Source organism: Croceibacterium sp. TMG7-5b_MA50, assembly GCF_039830145.1.
Lineage (GTDB): Bacteria > Pseudomonadota > Alphaproteobacteria > Sphingomonadales > Sphingomonadaceae > Croceibacterium.
Map to the genome: position 1 here is coordinate 1,468,039 of NZ_CP156082.1, position 21,875 is coordinate 1,489,913.

The 21,875-nt window shown below is 68.8% G+C and carries 19 protein-coding genes; 8 read left to right on the top strand and 11 right to left on the bottom strand.

Translation table 11 applies throughout. The features are described 5' to 3' along the window. Nucleotides 1–30 precede the first annotated feature (30 nt). The 4 genes from V5740_RS07105 to V5740_RS07120 are packed head-to-tail and all read right to left on the bottom strand — an operon-like array spanning nucleotide 31 to nucleotide 4,414. Nucleotides 31–1,053 (bottom strand): FliG C-terminal domain-containing protein, encoded by a 1,023-nt coding sequence (locus V5740_RS07105; protein WP_347304364.1) that lies wholly within the window; start codon nucleotides 1,051–1,053, stop codon nucleotides 31–33. Further along, on the bottom strand, nucleotides 1,053–2,759 hold the full coding sequence (gene fliF / locus V5740_RS07110; protein WP_347304365.1) for a flagellar basal-body MS-ring/collar protein FliF: 1,707 nt from the start codon (nucleotides 2,757–2,759) through the stop codon (nucleotides 1,053–1,055). The genes V5740_RS07105 and fliF overlap by 1 nt, the downstream gene beginning before the upstream one ends. Before the next feature lie 3 nt (nucleotides 2,760–2,762). After that, entirely contained in the window at nucleotides 2,763–3,158 is a 396-nt protein-coding gene (gene fliE, locus V5740_RS07115; RefSeq protein ID WP_347304366.1) for a flagellar hook-basal body complex protein FliE, read from the bottom strand. After that, the gene (locus tag V5740_RS07120; RefSeq protein ID WP_347304367.1) at nucleotides 3,155–4,414 is read right to left on the bottom strand and encodes a sigma 54-interacting transcriptional regulator; all 1,260 of its coding nucleotides are present in this window, start codon (nucleotides 4,412–4,414) and stop codon (nucleotides 3,155–3,157) included. The genes fliE and V5740_RS07120 overlap by 4 nt, the downstream gene beginning before the upstream one ends. A 231-nt stretch (nucleotides 4,415–4,645) precedes the next feature. Here V5740_RS07120 and V5740_RS07125 point away from each other — a divergent pair, with 231 nt between their 5' ends. From V5740_RS07125 to paoC, 3 genes are all read left to right on the top strand, one after another. After that, entirely contained in the window at nucleotides 4,646–5,671 is a 1,026-nt protein-coding gene (locus V5740_RS07125) for a flagellin (RefSeq protein WP_347304368.1), read from the top strand. Between the two features lie 114 nt (nucleotides 5,672–5,785). Beyond that, nucleotides 5,786–6,847, top strand: coding sequence for an FUSC family protein (locus V5740_RS07130; RefSeq protein ID WP_347304369.1), 1,062 nt, complete (start codon nucleotides 5,786–5,788; stop codon nucleotides 6,845–6,847). Between the two features lie 45 nt (nucleotides 6,848–6,892). Beyond that, entirely contained in the window at nucleotides 6,893–9,112 is a 2,220-nt protein-coding gene (gene paoC / locus V5740_RS07135) for an aldehyde oxidoreductase molybdenum-binding subunit PaoC (protein ID WP_347304370.1), read from the top strand. 4 nt (nucleotides 9,113–9,116) lie between these two features. Here paoC and V5740_RS07140 read toward each other — a convergent pair whose 3' ends face one another. Genes V5740_RS07140 through V5740_RS07155 form a run of 4 tightly spaced genes read right to left on the bottom strand, consistent with a single transcriptional unit; the run spans nucleotide 9,117 to nucleotide 12,159 of the window. Next, nucleotides 9,117–9,473 (bottom strand): DUF2794 domain-containing protein, encoded by a 357-nt coding sequence (locus V5740_RS07140; RefSeq protein WP_347304371.1) that lies wholly within the window; start codon nucleotides 9,471–9,473, stop codon nucleotides 9,117–9,119. Beyond that, complete coding sequence (gene epsC, locus V5740_RS07145; protein ID WP_347304372.1) at nucleotides 9,473–10,201, bottom strand: serine O-acetyltransferase EpsC; 729 nt, start codon at nucleotides 10,199–10,201, stop codon at nucleotides 9,473–9,475. Before epsC ends, V5740_RS07140 begins: the two co-directional genes overlap by 1 nt. A gap of 43 nt (nucleotides 10,202–10,244) precedes the next feature. Next, nucleotides 10,245–10,865 (bottom strand): ATPase, encoded by a 621-nt coding sequence (locus tag V5740_RS07150; RefSeq protein ID WP_347304373.1) that lies wholly within the window; start codon nucleotides 10,863–10,865, stop codon nucleotides 10,245–10,247. 10 nt (nucleotides 10,866–10,875) lie between these two features. Beyond that, nucleotides 10,876–12,159, bottom strand: a complete 1,284-nt coding sequence (locus V5740_RS07155; RefSeq protein ID WP_347304374.1) for a heavy-metal-associated domain-containing protein — start codon at nucleotides 12,157–12,159, stop codon at nucleotides 10,876–10,878. Between the two features lie 70 nt (nucleotides 12,160–12,229). Here V5740_RS07155 and purM point away from each other — a divergent pair, with 70 nt between their 5' ends. From purM to V5740_RS07170, 3 genes are read left to right on the top strand one after another with little or no spacing between them, the layout of a single operon-like run. Then, complete coding sequence (purM, locus tag V5740_RS07160; protein ID WP_347304375.1) at nucleotides 12,230–13,339, top strand: phosphoribosylformylglycinamidine cyclo-ligase; 1,110 nt, start codon at nucleotides 12,230–12,232, stop codon at nucleotides 13,337–13,339. Nucleotides 13,340–13,361: 22 nt separating this feature from the next. After that, nucleotides 13,362–14,312: a phosphoribosylglycinamide formyltransferase gene (purN, locus tag V5740_RS07165; RefSeq protein WP_347304376.1), complete on the top strand. Its 951-nt coding sequence runs from the start codon at nucleotides 13,362–13,364 to the stop codon at nucleotides 14,310–14,312. A gap of 4 nt (nucleotides 14,313–14,316) precedes the next feature. Further along, the gene (locus V5740_RS07170; protein ID WP_347304377.1) at nucleotides 14,317–15,534 is read left to right on the top strand and encodes a sulfotransferase; all 1,218 of its coding nucleotides are present in this window, start codon (nucleotides 14,317–14,319) and stop codon (nucleotides 15,532–15,534) included. On the opposite strand, the gene ndk is transcribed toward V5740_RS07170, so the two are convergent. The 3 genes from ndk to V5740_RS07185 form a co-directional block, all read right to left on the bottom strand. Further along, complete coding sequence (gene ndk / locus V5740_RS07175; RefSeq protein ID WP_347304378.1) at nucleotides 15,509–15,931, bottom strand: nucleoside-diphosphate kinase; 423 nt, start codon at nucleotides 15,929–15,931, stop codon at nucleotides 15,509–15,511. The genes V5740_RS07170 and ndk overlap by 26 nt on opposite strands. A 62-nt stretch (nucleotides 15,932–15,993) precedes the next feature. Further along, complete coding sequence (locus V5740_RS07180; protein ID WP_347304379.1) at nucleotides 15,994–16,428, bottom strand: DNA polymerase III subunit chi; 435 nt, start codon at nucleotides 16,426–16,428, stop codon at nucleotides 15,994–15,996. 4 nt (nucleotides 16,429–16,432) lie between these two features. Then, on the bottom strand, nucleotides 16,433–17,887 hold the full coding sequence (locus V5740_RS07185; protein WP_347304380.1) for a leucyl aminopeptidase: 1,455 nt from the start codon (nucleotides 17,885–17,887) through the stop codon (nucleotides 16,433–16,435). Between the two features lie 235 nt (nucleotides 17,888–18,122). On the opposite strand from V5740_RS07185, the gene lptD reads away from it, so the two are divergent. Further along, nucleotides 18,123–20,351 (top strand): LPS assembly protein LptD, encoded by a 2,229-nt coding sequence (gene lptD / locus V5740_RS07190; protein ID WP_347304381.1) that lies wholly within the window; start codon nucleotides 18,123–18,125, stop codon nucleotides 20,349–20,351. Nucleotides 20,352–20,465: 114 nt separating this feature from the next. Beyond that, on the top strand, nucleotides 20,466–21,875 hold the full coding sequence (locus tag V5740_RS07195) for a peptidylprolyl isomerase (RefSeq protein WP_347304466.1): 1,410 nt from the start codon (nucleotides 20,466–20,468) through the stop codon (nucleotides 21,873–21,875).

The following is a 21,875-nucleotide window of genomic DNA, read 5'->3' on the forward strand; positions in this document are numbered from 1 at the left end:
AACGCGCCACCGGGTGCAGGCGGCGGCAGGCTAGACATAGTCCTCCTCCCCATCGCCCAGCACGATGGTGCCTTCCGCGGCCAACCGCTTCGCCGTAGCGATGATCTTCTTCTGCGCGTCCTCCACGTCGGCGCGCTTCAGGCGACCCCGCTCTTCGATCTCGTCGCGTACGCCATCGGCAGCGCGGCTGGACATGGCGGCGAAGAATACGTCGCGCTGCGCTTCGTCGATGCCCTTCAGCGCATCGATCAGCACCTCGCTCTCCACCTCGCGCAGCAGCGCGCCCATCATCCTGGGGTCGAGGCCGAACAGATGCTCGAACCGGAACAGCTCGTTCTCCAGGTCGCGGGCGAGCTGCTTGTCGACCTTGGTGATGGCCGGCATGACCCGGCGTTCCAGGCTGCGCGCGGCGCTGTTGATGATGCCGGCGGCATCGCGCACGCCGCCCATCCGGTGCGCGGGCACGCCGTGGATGCGCTCCAGCCGGGCGGACAGGGTTTCTTCCAGCAGCGCGATGGCCGGGGCCGGCACATTGCCAAGGCGGGCGATGCGATGGACCACCGCCACCTGCACGGCATCCGGCAGCAGCGCCAGCACCTTGGCGGCGAGGCCTGCATCCAGTTGCACCAGCAGCACGGCGATCACCTGCGGCGGCTCCTCCGCGATCAGCGGAACCAGCACGTCCGGCTCCAGCCAGCGGGCGATCTCCAGCGCAGGGGTCGGCGGGGGCAGCGCGTCGGGCGCGACCTGGCGCATCAGGCTGCCAGCGCGAAGGTCGCCCAGTGCGCCGGTCATCAGCTGGCGTACCTCCTGCATTCGGTTGAAGGCCGGGATGCCGCCCTGCCCAGCCTCGCCGGCGAAGGCGGCAATAGCGTCGATGATGGCATCGGGGCCGATCTCGCCCAGTTCCAGCATCCGGCTGCCCAGCGTGCGCAGCTCCTCCTGGCTCAGGCGACCGATCAGACCGGTCGCGTCCTTCTCCTCCAGCAGCATGACCATGACGGCAGCCCGATCCGCGCCCCGGACGGGCGCTGCTTCCATCACCTCGCTCATCACGCGGCCTCCTTCCGCTCGGGCTCGTTGATCAGACGGCGCAGCGCCTGCAGTGCGTCGTCCGGCTTGTCGCGCACGATCTGACGCGCCAGTTCCATCTGCGCGGCCAGGCGGCGCGGATCGTCGGGCGGTAGCAGGTCAGGCAGCTGCGGCACCGCGTCGGGCGCGCCCAGCTTGAACGGCTTGCCATCGGCGTCGAGCTCGTCCTCCTCGCCGTCCTTGTCCACGTCATTGGCGGCTGCCTCGGCCAGCTTGTCGGCCTTGCTCTTCTTCGCCTTCTCGCCCGTGACGGCGCGGACCAGCGGACGCACCGCCAGCAGCAGCACCAGCAGCACCGCCAGCAGCGCCACGACATTGCGCACCACCGTGGCGAACCACGGCTGTTCCCAGAAGGCGGTCTCCTCCTCCACGACCGGGCTGAACGGGCGCACGATGACGGCGACGGTATCGCCGCGCTGCGGATCGGCGCCGACGGCGGCGGCGATCAGCCGTTCCAGCGCCTGCGTGTCGGCAGGCTTCATGCCGGCCAGCGCCTCCCGGTTCAGGGCCACGGCGACCGAAAGCCGTTCGAGATTGCCGGGCGAGCTGTTCGACACCGCGACTTCGCGCCCCAGCTCGTACTGTCGGGTGGAACTGCTTTCACCCACCTGGCCCGGGGCGGGCGGCGGGGTGGCGCCGGGCGCCTCGTCCACCGGCTGCGCGGGCGGCGGCGGCGTGTTGGAGAGCACGCCGGGGACGCCCATCGCCGGGCCGTTGCCCTGCGATTGCTGCTGCGTCTCGCGCCGCAGCGCCCCTTCCCGGTCGTAGCTTTCGCGGGCGGACGTCGTCTCGTCCATGTTCAGGCGGACCTGGATCTCGCTGGAAAAGTTGCCGACGCCCACGATGGGCGCCAGCAATTGCTCCACCTGGCCGCGCAGCTTGCTTTCCATCCGCGCCTGCAGGTCCAACCGGTCCGGATTATCGGCATCGGGCTGGCTCAGCAGCCGGCCGTGTTGGTCAGCAATGCGCACCGCGTCGATCGCCAGACCCGGCACCGATGCGGCGACCAGATTGGCGATGGCGGTCACTTGCGCGTCCGACAATTGCCGGCCCCGCGCCATGCGCACCATGACGGAGGCCGAGGGGGGGATATTCTCCCGGACGAAGACGGACCGGTCCGCCTCCGCCAGGTGGACGCGCACGCCCTCCACCCCGTCGATCTCCGCGATGGTCAGCGTCAGCTCCCGCTCTTTCGCGGCGCGCAGGCGGTCGCCTTCCAGCGTGCGGCTGGCACCCATCGGCAGGCTGTCGAGCAGCTCCGTGCCGCTTTCCGGCTCCGCCAGCGCGCCGTCCTGCGCGACGAGCATCCGGGCGCGATAGAGATCGTCCTCCGCCACGCTGAGTGCGCCGGTCGTATTGTCGATCATGTAGCCGATCCCGCCGGTATCGAGTGCGGCGACAATCGCCGCACGATCGGCATCGTCGAGCGACGAGTAGAGCACGCGCTGCGGCGCGGGCGCCATCGCCGCCCAGGTCAGCGCCAGCACGCCGGCGCCTGCCATACCGGCGAACCAGGGTAGCGCCTTTTTCACCGGCGGTTGCGCGGCAAAGGCGGCCAGCCGGCGCGGCAGCGGGCCGCCGACCGGATCGCGCAGCGGCGCCAGCAGGCTGGCGGGCGGCGCGGCCGGCGATTGCGGCACGGCGGGAGAGGAAACCAGCTCAGCCATCTATCAGACCCCCATCCGCATGATTTCCTGGTACGCATTCAGCAGTTTGTTGCGCACCTGCAGCGTCGCTTCGAACGCGACACCGGCTTCCTGCCGGGCGAGCATGACCGACGCGATGTCGGTCACCTCGCCCCGTTCATAGGCTTCGGTCACCTGGTTGGACCGCGTCTGCGTGGCGTTGACCCCGTCCAGCGCCGCTTCCAACGTCGCTGCAAAACTGGCGCCTGCCGGCTGAACCGCGCCGGGCGCGCCAACGATGCCGGGAGCGCCCTGCGGCGACACCGGTTGCGCCCGGTGCAGTTCGCGCAGGGTCGCCGACCGTTCGATCAGTTCGGCGCGCATCTGCATGATCTGCTGCACGGTGCCCATGCTGGCACCGATCGCCCCCACGCCGTTCATCGCGCACCCGCCGCCAGCAAGCCGGCCTCACGGTAGGACGCGAGACGATAGCGCAGCGTGCGTTCCGAAATGCCCAGCTGCCGTGCCGCCTCGGTACGCCGGCCGCCGCAGGCATCCAGCGTTTCCAGGATGGCGCGCGCTTCCGACAATTGCACGATCCCCGCCAGCTTGCTGGCGGCGGTCGGTTCCACCGGGGCGACTGCCGCGGGCTCGGCCGCCGTGGTGACGAGACGGGCGGGTCGGTCGAACACGATGTGCTGCGCCCCGATCGCCCGTTCTGTCCCCGCCAGTACCAAGGCCCGGCGGATCACGTTCTCCAGCTCGCGGATATTGCCGGGCCAGCCATGCGCTTCCAGCATGGCCAGCGCCTCGTCCGCGATCCACGGCACCGGGCGTCCCTTGGCGGCATGGCGCAGCACCATGGAGAAGGCGAGCGGGGCGATGTCGGCCGGCCGCTCGCACAAGGCGGCCAGCGCGACGGGAAAGACGTTCAGCCGGTAATAGAGGTCGGCGCGAAACCGACCCTCCTCCACCTCCTGCGGCAGGTCACGGTTGGCGCAGGCGATGATCCGAACGTCGATCTTGATGGGTTTCGTCGCGCCGACCGGCACCACCTCGCCTTCCTGCAGCGCGCGCAGCAGCTTGGCCTGCAGCGCCAGCGGCATCTCCGCGATCTCGTCCAGCAGCAGCGTGCCGCCATCAGCCGCGCGGAAGAAGCCTTCGCCCGCGGCGTTGGCGCCGGTGAAAGCGCCCTTCTGATGGCCGAACAGCAGCGCTTCCAGCATGGTTTCGGGGATTGCCGCGCAGTTCACCGCCACAAACGGCCGGCCTGCCCGTGGCGACCGATCGTGAATAAAGCGGCTGACCACTTCCTTGCCCGTTCCCGTCGGACCGGCGATCAGCACCGGTATGTCCGCGCGGGCGATCCGGTCGGCCAGCGCCAGCACGGACAGGCTGGCGGGATCGGCCGCCACCGGCGCCCGCCGTCCACACATCAGCGCAATCAGCGCGGCCAGACTGCCCGGGCTGCGCGCATCGTCATAGGTCAGCCGCGCGCCGGCCCCGGCCAGCTCGATGCCAGGCACCGCCCCGCGCTGCACACTGATCGCGGGCTGATCTCCTGCCGCCCGCTCCCCCGCATCGGCCAGCAGCACCGGTCGATCGGGGAACAGCGACGATGCCACCCCCGCCAGACGCGCCGCCAGAGCCGCGTGCGCGCCATCGAACGCCCGCGTCGTTTCAAGAACGCTCATCACTGTCCTTCGCCGTAACCCTTCCTGCGGCGACTCATGCGGCGTGGACGGACAAGACGCGCTTAATTTCAGCCCCGGTGTTTTTCCGTAGCCGGCGGAAGGTTCCCGATGACGGCCAAAAAAAGCGCTTAAAAAACCGGGCGCCCGGTCGGTCTAGCCCCTGACTGCCACGCACACTGGGATCGTGATGGCAGCACAAACCCAACGGTTTCACACGCCAAGGAGTTAGCTGAAATGGCTGTCATCAACACCAACATCTCGTCCATGAAGGCGGCCAACGCCTCTACTGCCGCCGACAAGCTGCTCGGCACCGCGATGGAGCGTCTGTCCACCGGCAAGCGCATCAACAGCGCCAAGGATGACGCCGCGGGTCTCGGCATCTCGACCAGCATGACCGCGAGCATCCGCGGCATGAGCCAGTCGATTCGCAACGCCAATGACGGCATCAGCCTGGCGCAGACCGCCGAAGGCGCGCTAAGCGAGGTGACCAACATCCTGCAGCGTATGCGTGAACTGGCCGTGCAGGCATCGTCCGGCACTTACCAGCTGAAGGATCGCGAGAACATGCAGGCGGAAGTCACCGAGCTGCAGAAGCAGCTGGTCGACATCACCGAGACCGAGTTCAACGGCGTGACCCTGTTCGACGCGACTGCTGACAACAACATCTCCATCCAGGTCGGCTCCGGTTCGGACGAGCAGCTGGTCCTGAAGGTGTCGCAGCTCAACCTGACCGCGGTGCATGGCACCGCCACGCTGGGCACGCCCGGCAGCCTGTCCACCGCCCTGGTCGCGGGCCATGCCCTGATCGGCGCCACCCGCACCGTGACGGCGGAAGACGTCGCCTACGGCGCCACCATGGAAGGCGCCGTTGTGCTGGCCGCCGATATCGGCACGGACAAGGTGCTGGAAGAGAACGACACCTTCTACATCGCCGATGGCGACACCGACGTGGCGGGTGGCGTGTCCGTGCTGTCCGCGGCGAGCGCGCAGGGTGCGCTCGACACGATCGACACCGCGCTGGACGATGTCGCCACGACCCGCGCCAGCCTGGGTGCCGGCCAGAGCCGTCTGGAATCGGTGGTCAACAACCTGACTGCCGGCGTCACCAACCTGTCGGACGCCCGCAGCCGGATCGAGGATACCGACTATTCGGCCGAGACGACCGCCCTGTCCAAGGCCCAGATCCTGAGCCAGGCATCGACCGCGATGCTGAGCCAGGCGAACCAGAGCCAGCAGAACGTGCTGTCGCTGCTGCGCTAAGCATACCCTTCGCCCACCCTTCCTAACCGGGCAAAGGAGGCCCGCACCGCTCCCCTTCACGGGCGATCGGTGCGGGCCTTTCCTGTTGGATAGTCATCGGCGATAGCGACGCCGATGGACACACGATCCCCGCTGCTGGCGCCACTTGCCACGCTGCGCACGCTGCAACCCAGCGATCGCCCGCCGGAACTGGCCCTGACCTGCTCGCTTTGCGCAGGGTTGCCGCTGCTGGCCGGGATCCACTTCGGGCAGGTCGGCGCCGGACTTGCCGGCTCTCTTGGCGGTATGGTGCTGCTGTACCTGCCCCGCACGCCGCTGCTGCACCGGCTGCGGATCGTGGCTTTGTTCTCCCTCGCCATGATCGCGTGCTACGCCGCCGGGCTGTGGCTGGCCGGGCGAGGCTGGCTGGCGGTCGCCGGGATCGGCGTGTTGACGGCGCTCGCCGCCACGCTTTGCCGCCTGCTGCAACGCAGCCCGCCGGGCAGCCTGTTCCTGGTCATGCCGGCCGCCATCGCCGCCGCAGGGCCGCCCCCGCCACCCGTCACCGCGTTGAACGATCTTGCGGCGCTCACCACCGGATGCCTGGTCGCGCTGGTGCTGGGCACGATATATTCGATCCATATCGGGCGGCGCCGCCCGCGCTTGCCGGTGCAGAAGCTGGCAGAGGCTGTCCCCACCATCATGCGGGAGGCGGCGCTGCTCGGCGCCAGCGTCGCGCTGGCGCTGACCCTGGCCACCATCCTCGGCCTGCCACGCCCGTACTGGGCGGCGATCAGCACGCTGACCGTGATGCAGGGCGCATCGGTAGCGCAGGCATGGCAACGCAAGATCCACCGCGTCACCGGGACGCTGCTTGGCCTCGCCATCGCGGTTCCGTTGCTGTTGCTGATCGCCACCCCATTGCAGGCGGCGCTGGCGATCATGGCCCTGCTGTTCGCGGTGGAGGTGCTGGTGGTGCGGCATTACGCCCTGGCAGTCGCCTTCATAACGCCCATGGCGATCCTGCTGGCGGAGACCGTCTCGCTGACCACCACCGGGGGCATTGCCGATCCTGCCGGGCTGCTGCTGGTGCGCGGGGTGGACACGCTTCTGGGTGCGGCGATCGGCGTCATCGGCATGGCCGCGCAGGTGGCTCTTGCGCGCGGGCGCGAAACGGCTCGCCCGCTGGACCGTTAGGCTGGACAACTGGGCCGGTGATCCGGCGCCGCAAAGGAATGTCCGTTGAAGTTCGACCAGCCAGCAGGCAGCAACCCGATCGACCGGCAGAGCGTGGTCGGCCAACCGACCCATCGCATCGATGGCCCGCTGAAGACCACCGGCACAGCCCCCTACGCGCATGAGCGGCATGGCCCGGTCAACGGGGTCGCGGCGAACCAAGCCTATGGCTACATCCTGGGTGCCGGGATCGCGAAAGGGCGAGTGGCCGCGATGGATATTGCCGCCGCGCAGAAGGCGCCGGGGGTGCTGGCCGTCATCACCACACTGGACCACGATCTGCTGCCGCCGGGTCAGGGCATCGTCGCCAATCTGTTCGGCGGGGCCGACATCCGCCACTACCACCAGGCGATCGCCGTCGTGGTGGCCGAAACATTCGAGCAGGCCCGTGCCGCGGCGAACCTGATCGGAGTGGACTACGAAGAAGCGGACGGCCACTACGACCTCGCCGCCGTCGCGCCTGAAGCGCGCATCGCGGACGAGAGCGGCACCCTGGAGGAGGAACCCTTTACCGTGAAGGTCGGCGACTTCACCGGCGCCTTTGCCGCCGCGCCGGTGACGCTCGACGCGACCTATTCCACTCCTGATGAAACACATGCGATGATGGAGCCGTTCGCCTCCGTCGCAGCATGGGATGGCGACAATCTGACCATCTGGACATCCAACCAGATGATCGCGTGGTCCAAGGGTTCTGTCGCCAAGATGCTGGGGCTGAAGAAGTCGCAGGTGCGGATCGATGCACCTTATGTGGGCGGCGGCTTCGGCGCCAAGCTGTATGTCCGGGCCGACGCGGTGCTGGCCGCTCTGGGCGCGAAGCAGGTCGGTCGCCCGGTGCGCATAGCGATGCAACGCCCGCTGGTGGCTAACAACACCAGCCATCGTCCGGCGACAATCCAGCAGGTGAAGCTGGGCGCCAGTGCGGATGGCAGGCTGACCGCGCTGCATCATTCCAGCACCAGCGGCAACCTGCCCGGCGGCGAAGTGGAAACGGCCGTGAACCAGAGCCGCTTGCTCTACGCCGCGCCCAATCGCGAGATCTGGATGAAGCTGGCGGTCACCGACCTGCCCGAAGGCAATTCGATGCGCGCGCCGGGCGAGGCGCCGGGCCTGATGGTGCTGGAACTCGCCATGGACGAACTGGCGGAGAAGCTGGGCATGGATCCGGTCGAGTTGCGCATCGTCAACGACACGCAGACCGATCCGGAAAAGCCCGAACGGCCGTTCTCAGAACGGCATCTGGTGCAATGCCTGCGCCGCGGGGCGGAGGAGTTCGGGTGGCAGCATCGCAATCCCGTGCCCGGCAGCGTGGCGGAAGGGCGCTGGCTGATCGGCATGGGCGTGGCCGCCGGCTTCCGCAATTCCATGGCTACCAAGTCGGGCGCGCGAGTCAGGCTGGGGGCGGACGGGCGCGTGGTTGTCGAGACGGACATGACGGATATCGGCACCGGCACCTACACCATCCTGGCGCAGACCGCGGCGGAGATGCTGGGCCTGCCGCTGGACCGGGTCACCGTGAAGCTGGGCGACAGCGATGATCCGGTGAGCGCCGGCAGCGGCGGCCAGTGGGGCGCGGCCAATTCCACCAGCGGCGTCTATGCCGCCTGCGTCCAACTGCGACAGGCCATTGCCGCCGCGCTGGACATGGACCCGGACGCCGCCGAGTTCGCGGATGGCCAAGTGCGCGCGGGCAACCGCGTCTGCCAATTGGCCGACGCCGGTGCGCAGGTGGGCGAGGATGCGATCGAATACGGCGACCTCGACGAACAATACCAGCAATCGACCTTTGCCGGCCATTTTGTGGAAGTTGCAGTGGATCGCTTTACCGGGCAGGTGAAGATACGCCGGATGCTGGCCGTGTGCGAGGCGGGGCGCATCCTCAATCCCGTGACCGCGCGCAGCCAGGTGATCGGCGGCATGACCATGGGCGTCGGCGCCGCGCTGATGGAGGAGCTGGCGGTGGACACCCGCCACGGCCTGTTCGTCAATCACGACCTCGCCACGTACGAAGTGCCGGTTCACCTCGACATCCCGCACCAGCAGGTGATCTTCCTCGACCACCCGGACAGCACAGCCAATCCGATGAAGGCCAAGGGGGTCGGCGAACTGGGCGTATGCGGCGTCGGCGCGGCGGTGGCTAACGCGATCTACAACGCGACCGGCGTGCGCGTGCGCGACTACCCGATCACGCTGGACAAGTACCTGGAGGGTATGCCGGAGGTAGCCTGAGGGATCAGACCACCTTCAGCAGCCGCCGCTCCACGACCGCCAGCACGCCGGCAAGCTCGTGCCCGCGCTTCAATACCTGGCCATGTTCGCCGAATAGTGCCCACATTCCCTGCTTGCCGCGCAGCGACGGGCGCTTCTCCAGCCGCATCTGCGGATTTTCGGCCGTGCGGCGGAATGCGGAGAAGCTCGCATGGTCCTTGGTGAAGCCCATGGCATAATCGCGCCATTCACCGGCTGCGACCATGCGGCCATACAGGTCCAGAATGCGGGTCAGTTCCGCCCGGTCGAACCCCACCTGCTGCGCGGCGCCGCGTGGCTGCGGCAGGCCGGCACCCGGAAAGGTGATGATGCCGCCGTCCATCACCCTTCCGCCTTCTTGACGGCGCGCACCCGGCGGGTGGCGGGCGGCGTGGGTTCGGGTTGATGACGCTCAGCCCGCAACAGGGCCACTTCAGCCCGCAACTCGGCGATCTGCGCCTCCAGCAGGCCGGTGCGATCGGGTCGCGCCTCCTCGCACTCACCCTCCCGGCACGGAGTGCCATAGGGGATGAACTCACGCAGCCACGTCTCCGCCGGGACTAGGGTGGATCGCGCCTTCAGGCCCACCATCGTGGCGCCTTCCGGCACATCGTCGGTGACCACCGCATTGGCGCCGACACGCGCGCGCCGGCCGACCGTGATCGGCCCGATGATCTGCGCACCGGAACCGATGATGACGCCATCCTCCAGCGTCGGGTGCCGCTTGCCGCCCTGCCCATTGGTGGGATTGCTGCCGCCTAGGGTCACACATTGGTAGATCGTGACATTGTCGCCGATCTCCGCCGTCTCCCCGATCACGGTAAAGCCATGGTCGATGAAGAAGTTGCGCCCGATCCTGGCACCTGGATGGATGTCGATCGCGGTCAGCCAGCGGCCCAGATGATTGACCAGCCGGGCCAGAAAGAACAGCCGGCCGACGAACAGCCAGTGCGCCACCCGGTGGAACCCGAGCGCCCAGACCCCCGGATAGAGAAGGATTTCCCACCGCGAACGCGGCGCAGGGTCACGCGCATGGATCGAGTCCAGATAGGCGATCAGGCGTTCGAACATCGGACCCTCATTGTCGCATCACCCGCCGCGACGGGCAAGCGGATCACAGCAGCCGCGGCTCGGCCGGGCCCATCGCCGCTTCCAGTGCGGCGCGCCATACAGTTTGGGTGGCGGGCCCTTTGCGTTCAAGGCTGAGCCGGTCGATCTCCGCCACCAGCCGTTCCAGCATGGCGTGGGATCGGCCTGCCCGCGGCACGAGATAGGCCGCCGCCTCCGGCCCCAGCGCCAGCCCGCGCTGTTCCGCCAGGGCCAGCAGCAGCTCGGCCGCCATGGCATCGTCCGGCTGCCCGATGGATAGCTGCAGCGCAGCGCCAAGGCGGCTGCGCAGATCGGGCAGGCCGATCCGCCATGCCTGCGATCCACCGACGATCAGCAATGGCGCGCCTTCCGCCTGCGCGCGGTTCCAGCGGTGGAACAGCGCGTCTTCGCCCAGCAGCGGCGCATCATCCACTGCCTGCCCCCGCCCACCTTCGGCGAACCAGCGGGCGAGCAGCGACTTGCCCGAACGGGGCGGCCCGGTGAGCACGGCGGTCCGGTACGGCCACGCCGCGGGGTTACACAGCGCGGCAACCACCTGCGCATTGGCTGGGCCGGTCACGATCCGCTCCGCCACGCCGTGCAGTGGCGCCAGCGGCAGGGCGATCTGACCGGCGGCGCTGGCCATCGCCAGCCTGCTATCGCGTGATGGCGAGGGCGTTGGACCCCTGCGTCACGGTCCAGCCGCGAGCGCGCAGCGCGGCGGCGAGTGCCGCCAGATCGCCGGCATAGCCGACCTGCAGCACCGACGTGCCACCGATGGCAATCGACGGCGTCGTCACCTGCCGTACGCCCGGCGTGCCGCGCACGGAGCCGAGCGCCGCGTCGATGGAGGCAGGGTCGGGTGTCGTCACCTGCACGGTGAAGCTGGCGACCGGCGCCGCAGGCTCCGTACCCGGTACGGGGCTTGGCGGGGTGACCGGCGTTGGCGGTGCCAGCGGCTGCTCCGCCGCGATCCTGGCCGCCTCGTCTACCTCGGCCTGCCGCGCGGCGTCGATCAGGGCGCGCACTTCGGGGCTGAGGTCGATCTCCTCCAGGCTCAGCGTCGGATCGGGCCGCAACTGCCCACTAGCGAGCGCCTGCGTGTAGAGCTGGTCGAACCGTTCCACCGCCTGCGCCAGCATGGCGGGCAATTGCTCGCTGTTCGCAGCGCGCAGGGTGAAGCTGCCCAGTACCAGATTGTCGGGTCCGTGGCGGGCGGTGAAGCGCCCTTCCACCGGCCCGCCGGGATAGACATGCGTCAGCTGCGCCACCGGCGTGATCACGTCGGCAGCCCCGAACTGGTCGAGGATCGCGTTCCACCACGCGCGGCTGCGGCGATTGGCCTGCCCCGCGGTCAGCAGCAGCGATTCCCAACCTGATCCGGTGGGCCGCACGTAATCCACCGCGCTCGCGCCCGTCTGGAACTCCGCCCAGGCGCGCTGCCAGGGATTGCGCACTTCGAACACCGTCTCGGTCCCGCCGGTCACCAGGACCGGCAGCACCAGCATCGGCGCGCTGCGCGCCCGCGCCCCTCCACCGCCCAGCAGGCCGCCCGCCCGTGCCCGGTCGAACACCACGCCCAGCGTCGCGATGTAGCGGCGCGGCCCCAGCTGTTCCTGCCCGACGATGATCGCCGTGACGAGGCCGTCCAGCTGCGAATCGGGCAGCTTCGGCCCACCGATCTTGGCCCAGGCCAGCCGCTGCGCCTCCGCCCAGCCGGCGCGGCGCGCGGCTTCGGCGTTGTCGCCGGTGACGTTCACCTGGATGCCGCGCACCTCGATATCGGTGGTTGCCGCCACGGGGCGGATGCCGCGATCGCCCGCCACCTGCGCCCACAATGCCGCGCCTCCGGCCGCCATGCCAGCCAGCAGCAGCGCGGCCGCAGCGGGACGCAGCGCGGGCAGACGGAGAGGCAGAGAGGGGGGGATCGAGATAGCCATTGGGGAAATCGCCGGCCTTGTGCCCAATGGCGAGTGGAAATCCAAGCGCGAAAGACTAAGGCACTGGCCCATGGCCGACGACACCACACCCTCCACCGCAAGCTACACCTATGCCGGCGCCGGCGTCTCGATCGAGGCGGGCAACGCGCTGGTCAAGGCGATCGGCCCGCTGGTCCGCGCCACCCGCCGCCCGGGTGCCGATGCGGAGATCGGCGGGTTTGGCGGCTTTTTCGACCCCAGGGCCGCCGGCTATACCGATCCGCTGCTGGTCGCGGCCAATGACGGCGTCGGCACCAAGCTGAAGCTGGCGATCGATCATGACGCGCATGATACCGTCGGCATCGACCTTGTCGCCATGTGCGCCAACGACCTGATCGTGCAAGGCGCAGAACCGTTGTTCTTCCTCGACTATTTCGCCACCGGCACGCTCGACACCGGCGTGGCGGAGCGGGTGATCGCCGGCATTGCCGAAGGCTGCCGCATCGCTGGCTGCGCGCTGATCGGCGGCGAGACGGCAGAGATGCCGGGCATGTATGCTGCCGGCGACTACGACCTCGCCGGTTTCTGCGTCGGCGCGGTGGAGCGGGGCGAGCAACTGACCGGGGAGCGGGTTGCGCCGGGCCATGTGTTGCTGGGCCTCGCCAGTTCGGGCGTCCATTCCAACGGCTATTCGCTGGTCCGCCGGCTCGCCGCCGATCTCGGCTGGCGGATGAAGTCGCCGGCACTGTTCGATCCGGAGGTGATGCTGGTCGACGCGCTGATGGCGCCGACGCGCATCTATGTGCAAAGCCTGCTGCCGGTGATCCGGCGTGGCAAGATCGACGCGCTTGCGCACATCACCGGCGGGGGCCTGCTGGAAAATGTGCCCCGCGTGCTGCCCGCGGGCGCGCATGCAGTAATCAACGCCGATGCGTGGGAGCAGCCGCGGCTGATGGCCTTCCTGCAAGGGCAAGGGAACATCGAGCCGGCCGAGATGGCGCGTACCTTCAATTGCGGCATCGGCATGGTGCTGGCCGTCCCGGCAGAACTGGCGCGCGAGGTCGCGGCGGAACTGGAGGCGGCGGGCGAGGCGGTCAGCCGCGTCGGCGAGATCGTGGAAGGACAGCGCGGCTGCACCGTGCGCGGCTCCGCCGGAACGTGGAGCGGGCGCGGCGACTGGCAGGCTCAGCACCTTGCCTGAGCGGGGCGCGGAACGGCCGAAGATGCGTGTCGCGGCCATGCTGTCCGGCACCGGCACGACCATGTCCGCGCTGCTGTTCCACAGCCGCCTGCCCGGCTGCCCCTATGAAGTGGTGCTGGTCGCCAGCAACGTGCCCGACGCGCCCGGTCTCGCCATCGCCGCAGCCGAGGACGTGCCGACCTTTGCCCTGTCGCACAAGGGCATGAACCGCGCCGATCATGACGCGGCGATGGACGCCGCCCTGCAGGAGGCCGACGTCGATTACATCGCCATGTGCGGCTACATGCGCATTCTGACGCCCGCCTTTGTCGAACGCTGGGCCGGACGGATGGTCAACACGCATCCTTCCCTGCTGCCCAAATACAAGGGGCTGGACACCCATGCCCGCGCCATTGCCGCGGGCGACGCCCATGGCGGTTGTTCGGTCCACGTGGTCACGCCGGAGCTCGATGATGGGCCGGTGCTGGGCCAGATGCCGGTCGCTATCCTGCCCGGCGACACCTCCGATGCGCTGGGCTACCGCGTGCGGCTCGCCGAATACCAGCTGCTGCCGCGCGTCTTCGCCGATTACGTCGGCCGCGCCTATCGTGCCGAATGGGTGGTGGAACAGCTTCGCACCCTGGCGCTGGCGCATCCGGAGGCGGAGGAACGCGACAGCCATGGCGCGATCGGCTGGCATACCGGCGGCAAGAGCGGCAAGTTCTTCGCCTATTTCGATCACCATCATCACGGCAGCGCGCGTCTGGCGCTGCTGGTGAAGACGGACGGGCCGGACGAACTCGCCGCCCTGGTCGAACGGGACCCGGACATCTATTTCCGGCCTGCTTATTACGGTGCCTCCGGCTGGGTCGGCATCATCCTCAATCGCCCGCGCGTGGACTGGGATCATGTCGCCGAATGGCTGGATCGCAGCTGGCGCCGGGTCGCGCCGGCGCGGCTGACCCGTCTGCAGGCCGCGGCCGACCAGTTCTGATCCGGTGAGCCGCCGCCCTCGCCCTCACCCGCTCGCCCGCGGGCCGCTGGTCGGCCGGCTGGACCGGCTGCTGGACCGCCTGTGGTCCACCGGCATGGCCCACCGGCCCTCGCTCGACCCGGCTGTGCTGTGGGCCAAGGGGTTGCGGCAGGCACCCGCCGTGGGTGAAACGGGCGGTCGCGCCGATGCGGAGGTGTCCGACTTCCGTGAACGGTTGGTCCGCCTGACCACCGCGCTGGAGGCTGAAGCGGACCTCAGCAATCTGGGCCGCACGATCGCGCACGGGCAGCTGGTGCGCGTGCTGCGGCAACGGCTGCAATTGGGTGCCCGCTGGCTGGAGCGGCCGGACCTGCCGGCCACACCTGTCGCCGCGCCGATCATCGTCGTGGGGCAGATGCGCGGCGGCACCACACGGGTCCACCGCCTGCTCGCCGCCGACCCGGCGCATGCCGCGACCCGCTTCTGCGATAGCTGGCACGCGGTGCCGCCCCGCCCCGGCCACCCGGACCTGCGCCCGCTATGGTCCGGCCTGTCACTCGCCTTCGCCCGGCGGCTGGATCCGTGGCTCGACACGATCCATCCCTTCGGCGCCACCCGTCCGGACGAGGAGCTGGGCTGGCTGGCGGCCGCGCTCGATCATTGCGCGTACGAGGCGCAGTGGCGCATCCCCAGCTACAGCCTGTGGTCGGAAGAGCGCGATCCGGCGCCAGTCTATGCCGAATTTGCCCGCCTGCTGGCCACGGACGCAGCGATGCGCGGCAATGCCCATCTGCCACGCGTGCTGAAGGTGCCGCAATTCGCGGAGGACCTGCCCGCGCTGCTCGATCGTTTCCCCCAGGCGAAGGTGCTGGTGGCGCGCCGCAATCATGACGATGTGGTGCCCAGCGCCGTTTCGCTGGTGGCAAACCAGATGGCGCTGCAATCGCACAGCGCCTGCCTGACCGGGATCGAGGCGGAGTGCCGCCGCAAGATAGCCCTGCGGGAACAGCGCATGGCGCAGGCGCTGGCCGGCTTTACCGGCCCGCTGGCGGAGGTGGATTTCGCCGCGCTGGATGCGGATTGGGAGGGGGAGATGACCCGCGCCTATCATGCACTGGGCCTGCCGCTCACCCCGGCGGCGCTGACGGCCATGCGGGCGGAGCAGGGCCGCGCGACGCGCCAGCCCCACCATGCCCACAAGGCCGCCTATCGCGGTTTCAGCCGACGATCTCTTCGGGCTTGAAGAAGTAGTCGATCTCGATCGCGGCGTTCTCGTCGCTGTCGGAACCGTGGACGCTGTTCGCCTCGATGCTCTCGGCATAGGTCTTGCGGATCGTGCCCTCGTCGGCATTCTCCGGGTTGGTGGCGCCCATCACAGTGCGGTTGGCGGTGACGGCATCCTCGCCTTCCAGCACCTGCACCACGACCGGGCCGCTGATCATGAACTTGACCAGATCGTTGAAGAACGGGCGTTCCTTGTGGACGGCGTAGAAGCCTTCGGCCTGCTCCTGCGTCATCTGGATGCGCTTGGACGCGACGACGCGCAGGCCGGCATCCTCCAGCATCTTGGTCACGCCACCGGTCAGGTTGCGGCGGGTCGCGTCGGGCTTGATGATCGAGAAGGTGCGGGTAACCGCCATCGTATGTATCCTTGCAGGGGTAAGAAGTTGCGCGCGCCTTTAGGGCGGGCCCGGCGGCAAGTCTAGCCGCGGCTGTGCCAGCGGGTGCCGTCATGTTCGTGGAACTCCAGTTCCACGCCCTCGCGCCCCTTCAGGTCGCGCCACAATGCCCGGCTGGCATCGCGCCCGCTCTCGTCGAAGAACAGCAGCGCGCGGGCGAAGGCCAGCGCGTCGTCGCGCCACTGCCCGTCGGCCAGCGCCACCAGTTGCGCGCCATTGGGCGCCCGGCATTCGGCTGACAGCAGGATCGGCTGGCGCGCGGCATGTGGCTGGTCGGCCGGGCCATGCGCCAGGAAATCCTCCGCCGCGCTGTCCCACAGCGCCTGATCCAGCCGAGCGAGCAGCGGGGCATCACCCACCACCAGCATCCGCTGCCCCGCACGAACGGCTGCGCGCGCCACCTGCGGCAGCACGCGCTCCACCGGCTGGGTCGCCGCCAGGTAGAACCCGACGCGCAAGGGCTCAGCCTTCCAGGTGCGCCCGGACGTAGCGGTCGATCAGCCGCACGCCGAAACCGGTTGCGCCCTTGCCCCAGGTGTCACCGGGCTTGTCCGCCCACACCATGCCGGCGATGTCGCAATGCGCCCACGGCGTGTCGTTCTCCACGAAGCGGGCGATGAACTGCGCCGCGGTGATCGATCCCGCACCGCGCGGACCCACATTGCGGATGTCGGCAATCGGGCTGTCGATCAGCTTGTCGTAAGCCGGCGACAGCGGGAAGCGCCACAGCTTGTCCCCGGTGTCGAGCCCGGCCTGCAGCAGGTCGCCGGCGAGCTGGTCGTTGTTGGAGAACAGACCGCCATGCTCGCTGCCCAGCGCGATGATCATGGCGCCGGTCAGCGTGGCGAAATCGACGATCGCCGTCGGCTTGTGCGTGCGCTGCAGCCAGGTCAGCACGTCGCACAGGACCAGCCGCCCCTCAGCATCGGTGTTGATGACCTCGACCGTCTGGCCGCTCATGGTCGTGACCACGTCACCCGGGCGCTGGGCGTTACCGTCGGGCATGTTCTCCACCAGCCCGACCACGCCGATGATGTTGGCCTTGGCCCGCCGCTTCACCAGCGCGAGCATGGCGCCGGCCACGGCACCCGCGCCGCCCATGTCCCACTTCATGTCCTCCATGCCGCCGGCGGGCTTGATGGAGATACCGCCGGTGTCGAAGGTGACGCCCTTGCCCACGAAGGCCATCGGCGCCGCGCCGTCCACGCCGCCGTTCCAGCGGATCGCCAGCACCCGCGCCTCGCGCACGGAACCCTGGCTGACGCCCAGCAGCGCGCCCATGCCCAGCTCCGCCATCTCGGCCTCGTCCAGCACGGTCAGTTCCGCGCCCGTACCTTCGAACCGCGCACGGCAGCGTTCCACGAAGGTTTCGGGGTAGATGATGTTCGCCGGCTCCGTCACCAGCTCGCGGGTGAAGCCGACACCTTCAACCAGCGCGGACGCATCCGCCCATGCCGCCTCGGCACCCTCGGGCACGCTGGCGACGATGACCTTCTGCAGGGACACCTTCTGGTCGTCCTTCAGCCGGGTCCGGTAATTGTCGTACCGCCAGCTGCGCAGCGTCAGTCCGGTCAGCAGGTGCGCGACCGCCTCCGCCGACAGGTTGCTCGCCTCGATCACGAGTTCCTGGTTGCCGGAGGTCAGGAACCGCGCCGCCAGCGCACCGCCCGCCTTTTCCAAGGCGTGTGGCCGATCGGCATCGTCCGCGCCCATGCCGGCCAGCACCACGCGCACCACGCTGCCGTCACGCTCCACGAAGCCGTCGAACAGCTGGCCCGGCTTGCCGGTGAAACGCATCGCCGCCGCACCCTGCGCCAGCGTCGGCTCCAGCCCTTGCGGCAACTGGCCTTCCGCGAAGACGCCGGCGATCAGCGGGCTGGTCGCGGCGGGGGCAACGGGGGTGAACTCGATCTGCATGCTGTCTCCGATCCGGGGGAATCGCGGTCAATTCGTCGTCCCGCCGCAAGGCGTTAAGCAGATGCGCCGGGACGTGGGCCGCCAGTGAAAGGCTGGCGTTGCAGTTAAGGACCGGCGGTGCGATAGGCAAGCCATGCTCCCCGGCCAGACCATCAGGTTGCAAGCCGCGCTATCCCGCTTGCAGCCCGTGCGGACGGCTGCGCTGGCGACGTGCGCGGCACTTGCCTTTGTTGCCGTGCCAACGCTGGCACAGGAGGCGGGAGATCCGCCCCGCCTCGGCCGTGCCGAATTGCTGGGCGAGCAAACGCCCGCCCCCGATCCGGCCGATCCCGCCCCCGCCCCGTCGCCCATCACGGACGAGCCGATCGCGTTCGAGGCGACGACGCTGGAATATGACAGCGACGGGGAGACCGTCACCGCATCCGGCGACGTGATCCTGCGCCAGGGCGACCAGTCGGTGCGCGCCGATGCCGTCACTTGGGACCGCACCACCGGCCAGATCGTCGCCACCGGTAACATTCGCCTCGTGGACCAGGACGGCAACCAGCTGTTCACCGACCGGGTCGAGCTGACGGACGAACTGCGGGCCGGCGCCATGAGCAACCTGCTGCTCGCCTTCAACGCCGGCGGACGGCTCGCCGCCAATGAAGGGCGCCGGGACGATGCCGGCAACGTGGTGCTGGAACGCGTCGCCTACACCGGGTGCCGGGTGGAAACTCCCGAAGGTTGCCCCGACACGCCGAGCTGGCGCATCACCGCCAGCCGCGTGATCTATGATGCGGAACAGCGCGCGATCAGCTTCGAAGGCGCCTGGTTCGAGATGTTCGGCCGCCGCCTGCTGCGCCTGCCCGGCCTGGCCTTCAAGACGGACGGATCGGCCAATTCGGGTATCCTGGTGCCCAACGTGGGCTACACCCCGGCCAACGGGCTGGAGGCGAGCGCGGGCTATTTCTGGCGGCTGGCCCCCAACCGTGACCTGTCCGTCACCGGCACGGTGTTCACCGGGGCGAAGCCGATGGTGTCCGGGCAGTATCGTCAACTGACGGGTAACGGCGCGTACCAGATCACCGGCTACGCCACGCAAGGTGCCCGGATCCCGCTGGACCAGGCGGAGACCGGGCAGGAGAAGGACAGCTTCCGCGGATATATCTTCGCCAATGGCCGATTCCAGCTGGACCCTGCCTGGTCGGTCAGCGGATCGCTGCGGCTGGCGAGCGACCGGACCTTCCTGCGCCGATACGACATCAGCCGCGACGATCGCCTGCGCTCCACCGTGGAGGCGCAACGGATCGGTGACCGGTCCTATTTCTCGCTGGCGGGCTGGGCGACGCAATTGCTGCTGGTCCGGCGCGATCAGGACCTGGTGCCGCTGGCGCTGCCGGTGCTCGACTATCGCCTGAACCTCGCCGACCCGGTGGCGGGCGGCACGGTGCAGTTGCAGGCCAACACTCTGGCGATCACCCGCAACGAAGGGCAGAACACGCAACGCGCCTTCACCAGCGCGCTGTGGCAACGGCGCCGGGTGACCGATTGGGGGCAGGAGGTGACCTTCTCCACCCTGCTGCGCGGCGATGTCTACCACACCGGCGGCGACCTGCTGACCTCCGCCGAGCCATACCGCGGGTCCGATGGCTGGACCGCGCGCGGGATCGCGATCGGCGCGATGGACGTGAAATGGCCGCTGGTGGGGGAGGCACTGGGCGGCACGCAGGTGCTGACGCCGCGAGTCCAGTTCGCCGCCAGCCCGGACATCAAGAACATCGCCATTCCCAACGAGGATTCGCGCGCCTTCGAGCTGGAGGACAGCAACCTGTTCTCGCTCAACCGCTTCCCTGGTTACGACCGGGTGGAGGATGGCGCACGCGTCACTTACGGCGCCGATTACCAGCTGGACCTGCCCGGTTGGCGGATCACCGCCAATGTCGGTCAGTCATACCGCCTGTCGGACAAGCCCAACCTGTTCCCCGACGGGACCGGGCTGACGGACCGCTTTTCGGACTATGTCGGGCGGGTGGATGTGCAGTACCGCAATTTCCTGCGGTTCACCCATCGCTTCCGGCTGGACAAGGACAGCCTGGCGGTGCGCCGGAACGAGATCGATGCCGCGATCGGCTCCACCCGCACCTATCTGGAGCTCGGCTATCTCCGGCTGAACCGCAACATCGATGCCGGGTTCGAGGATTTGCAGGATCGGGAAGAGGTGCGCGCCGCCGGGCGGGTGGCATTCCTGGATTACTGGTCGGTGTTCGGTTCCGCCGTGGTCAACCTGACCGATCGGGAGGAAGATCCGCTCAACACCTCCGACGGGTTCGCGCCCGTCCGGACCCGGCTGGGCTTCGCCTATGCGGACGAGTGCCTGGAACTGGGCTTCACCTGGCGGCAGGACTACACCTCCATCGCCGACTCCCAGAACGGCAGCAGCTTCCGCCTGCATTTCGCGCTGCGCAACCTGAACTTCCGTTAGGTTGGCAGCGGGGGGCTGACCGGCTAAGGCGGGCCGAAGGATCAATCCGCGGTTCAGCCGGGTGGTGCCATGCGCCAGCTCTCCCGCAAACGTGTTTTCAAGGATATGTGCGTGATCGGAACTATCGGGCGGCTGCAGCGGCGTGAAAGCTGGTGGAACCGCGTGGCGACCCCTGCCCTGGCCGCCGCTCTGCTGAGCGCACCCGCGATCGGACAGGCGCAAGATCAGGCGCCCGACCCTTCGACGGAGGAGGCTGCGGACGCAGATGCCGCCGGGGATGCGCTGAACATTCCCGCCGATGTGCAATTGATGACCCGTGCCGACCCGAACAAGCGGCGCGCGACCGCGCGGGTCAATGGCACGATCATCACCGGCACCGATGTGGACCAGCGCGTCGCGCTGATCCTGGCTGCCAACCAGTCGAACCAGATCAGCCCGGAAGAAGAGCAGCGGCTGCGGCTGCAGGTGCTGCGCAACCTGATCGACGAGACGCTGCAAATTCAGGAAGCCCGCTTGCAGGAGATTGAGGTCACGCCCGAGGAGGTCGACCAGACCTACAACCAGCTCGCGACCGAACGCTTCGGCCGGACGATCGACGGGATGACGACCTATCTCACCGGCATCGGCTCCTCCCCCGCATCGCTGAAGCGTCAGATTGAAGGCGAGCTGGCGTGGGACCGGCTGCTGCGCCGCAACGTGGAACCGTTCGTCAACGTCAGTCAGGAAGAGGTCGGGGAAAGGTTCACCGACCTTGAGGCGAGGAAGGGCACGGACGAATACCGTATCGGCGAAATCTTCCTGGCGGCGACCTCCAACAACCGCACGGAGAAGCTGCAGCAGGCGCAGCAGATCATGGAACAGCTGCGCGGCGGCGGCAGCTTCATCGCCTATGCCCGGCAATATTCGCAGGCGTCGACCGCGGCGGTCGGTGGCGATCTCGGCTGGATCCAGCTGGCGCAGTTGCAGAACCCGCAGCTGGAACAGGCGGCCCGCGATCTCGCCCCCGGCCAGCTGGTCGGCCCAGTGGAGATTCCCGGCGGCTTTTCCATCCTTTACCTGATCGACAAGCGGCAGATCGGCATGGCCGATCCGCGCGATGCGGTGGTCAGCCTGAAGCAGATCGCCATCGACTTCCCCGCCGGCACGACCGAGGCGCAGGCCCAGCAAAAGGCCGCCGCCTTCGCGCAGGGCGTGGCGGCGATCCGCGGCTGCGGGGAGGCGGACGCCGCCGCCGTGCAGCTGGGTGCAGAGGTGGTCACCAATGACGAGATCGTCGTCCGGTCTCTGCCCGAGGCGCTGCAATCCGCGATGCTGAGCCTGAATGTGGGCGAGACCACCCCGCCCTTCGGTTCGCTGGAGGATGGCGTGCGCGTACTGATGCTGTGCGGCCGCGACGATCCGCAGGTCGCCAGCGGTCCCAGCCGGGACCAGCTGATGCGCCAGATGGAGGACGAGCGGGTTAATCGCCGTGCCCAGCGCTACCTGCGCGACCTGCGCCGAGACGCGGTGGTCGAATATAACTGA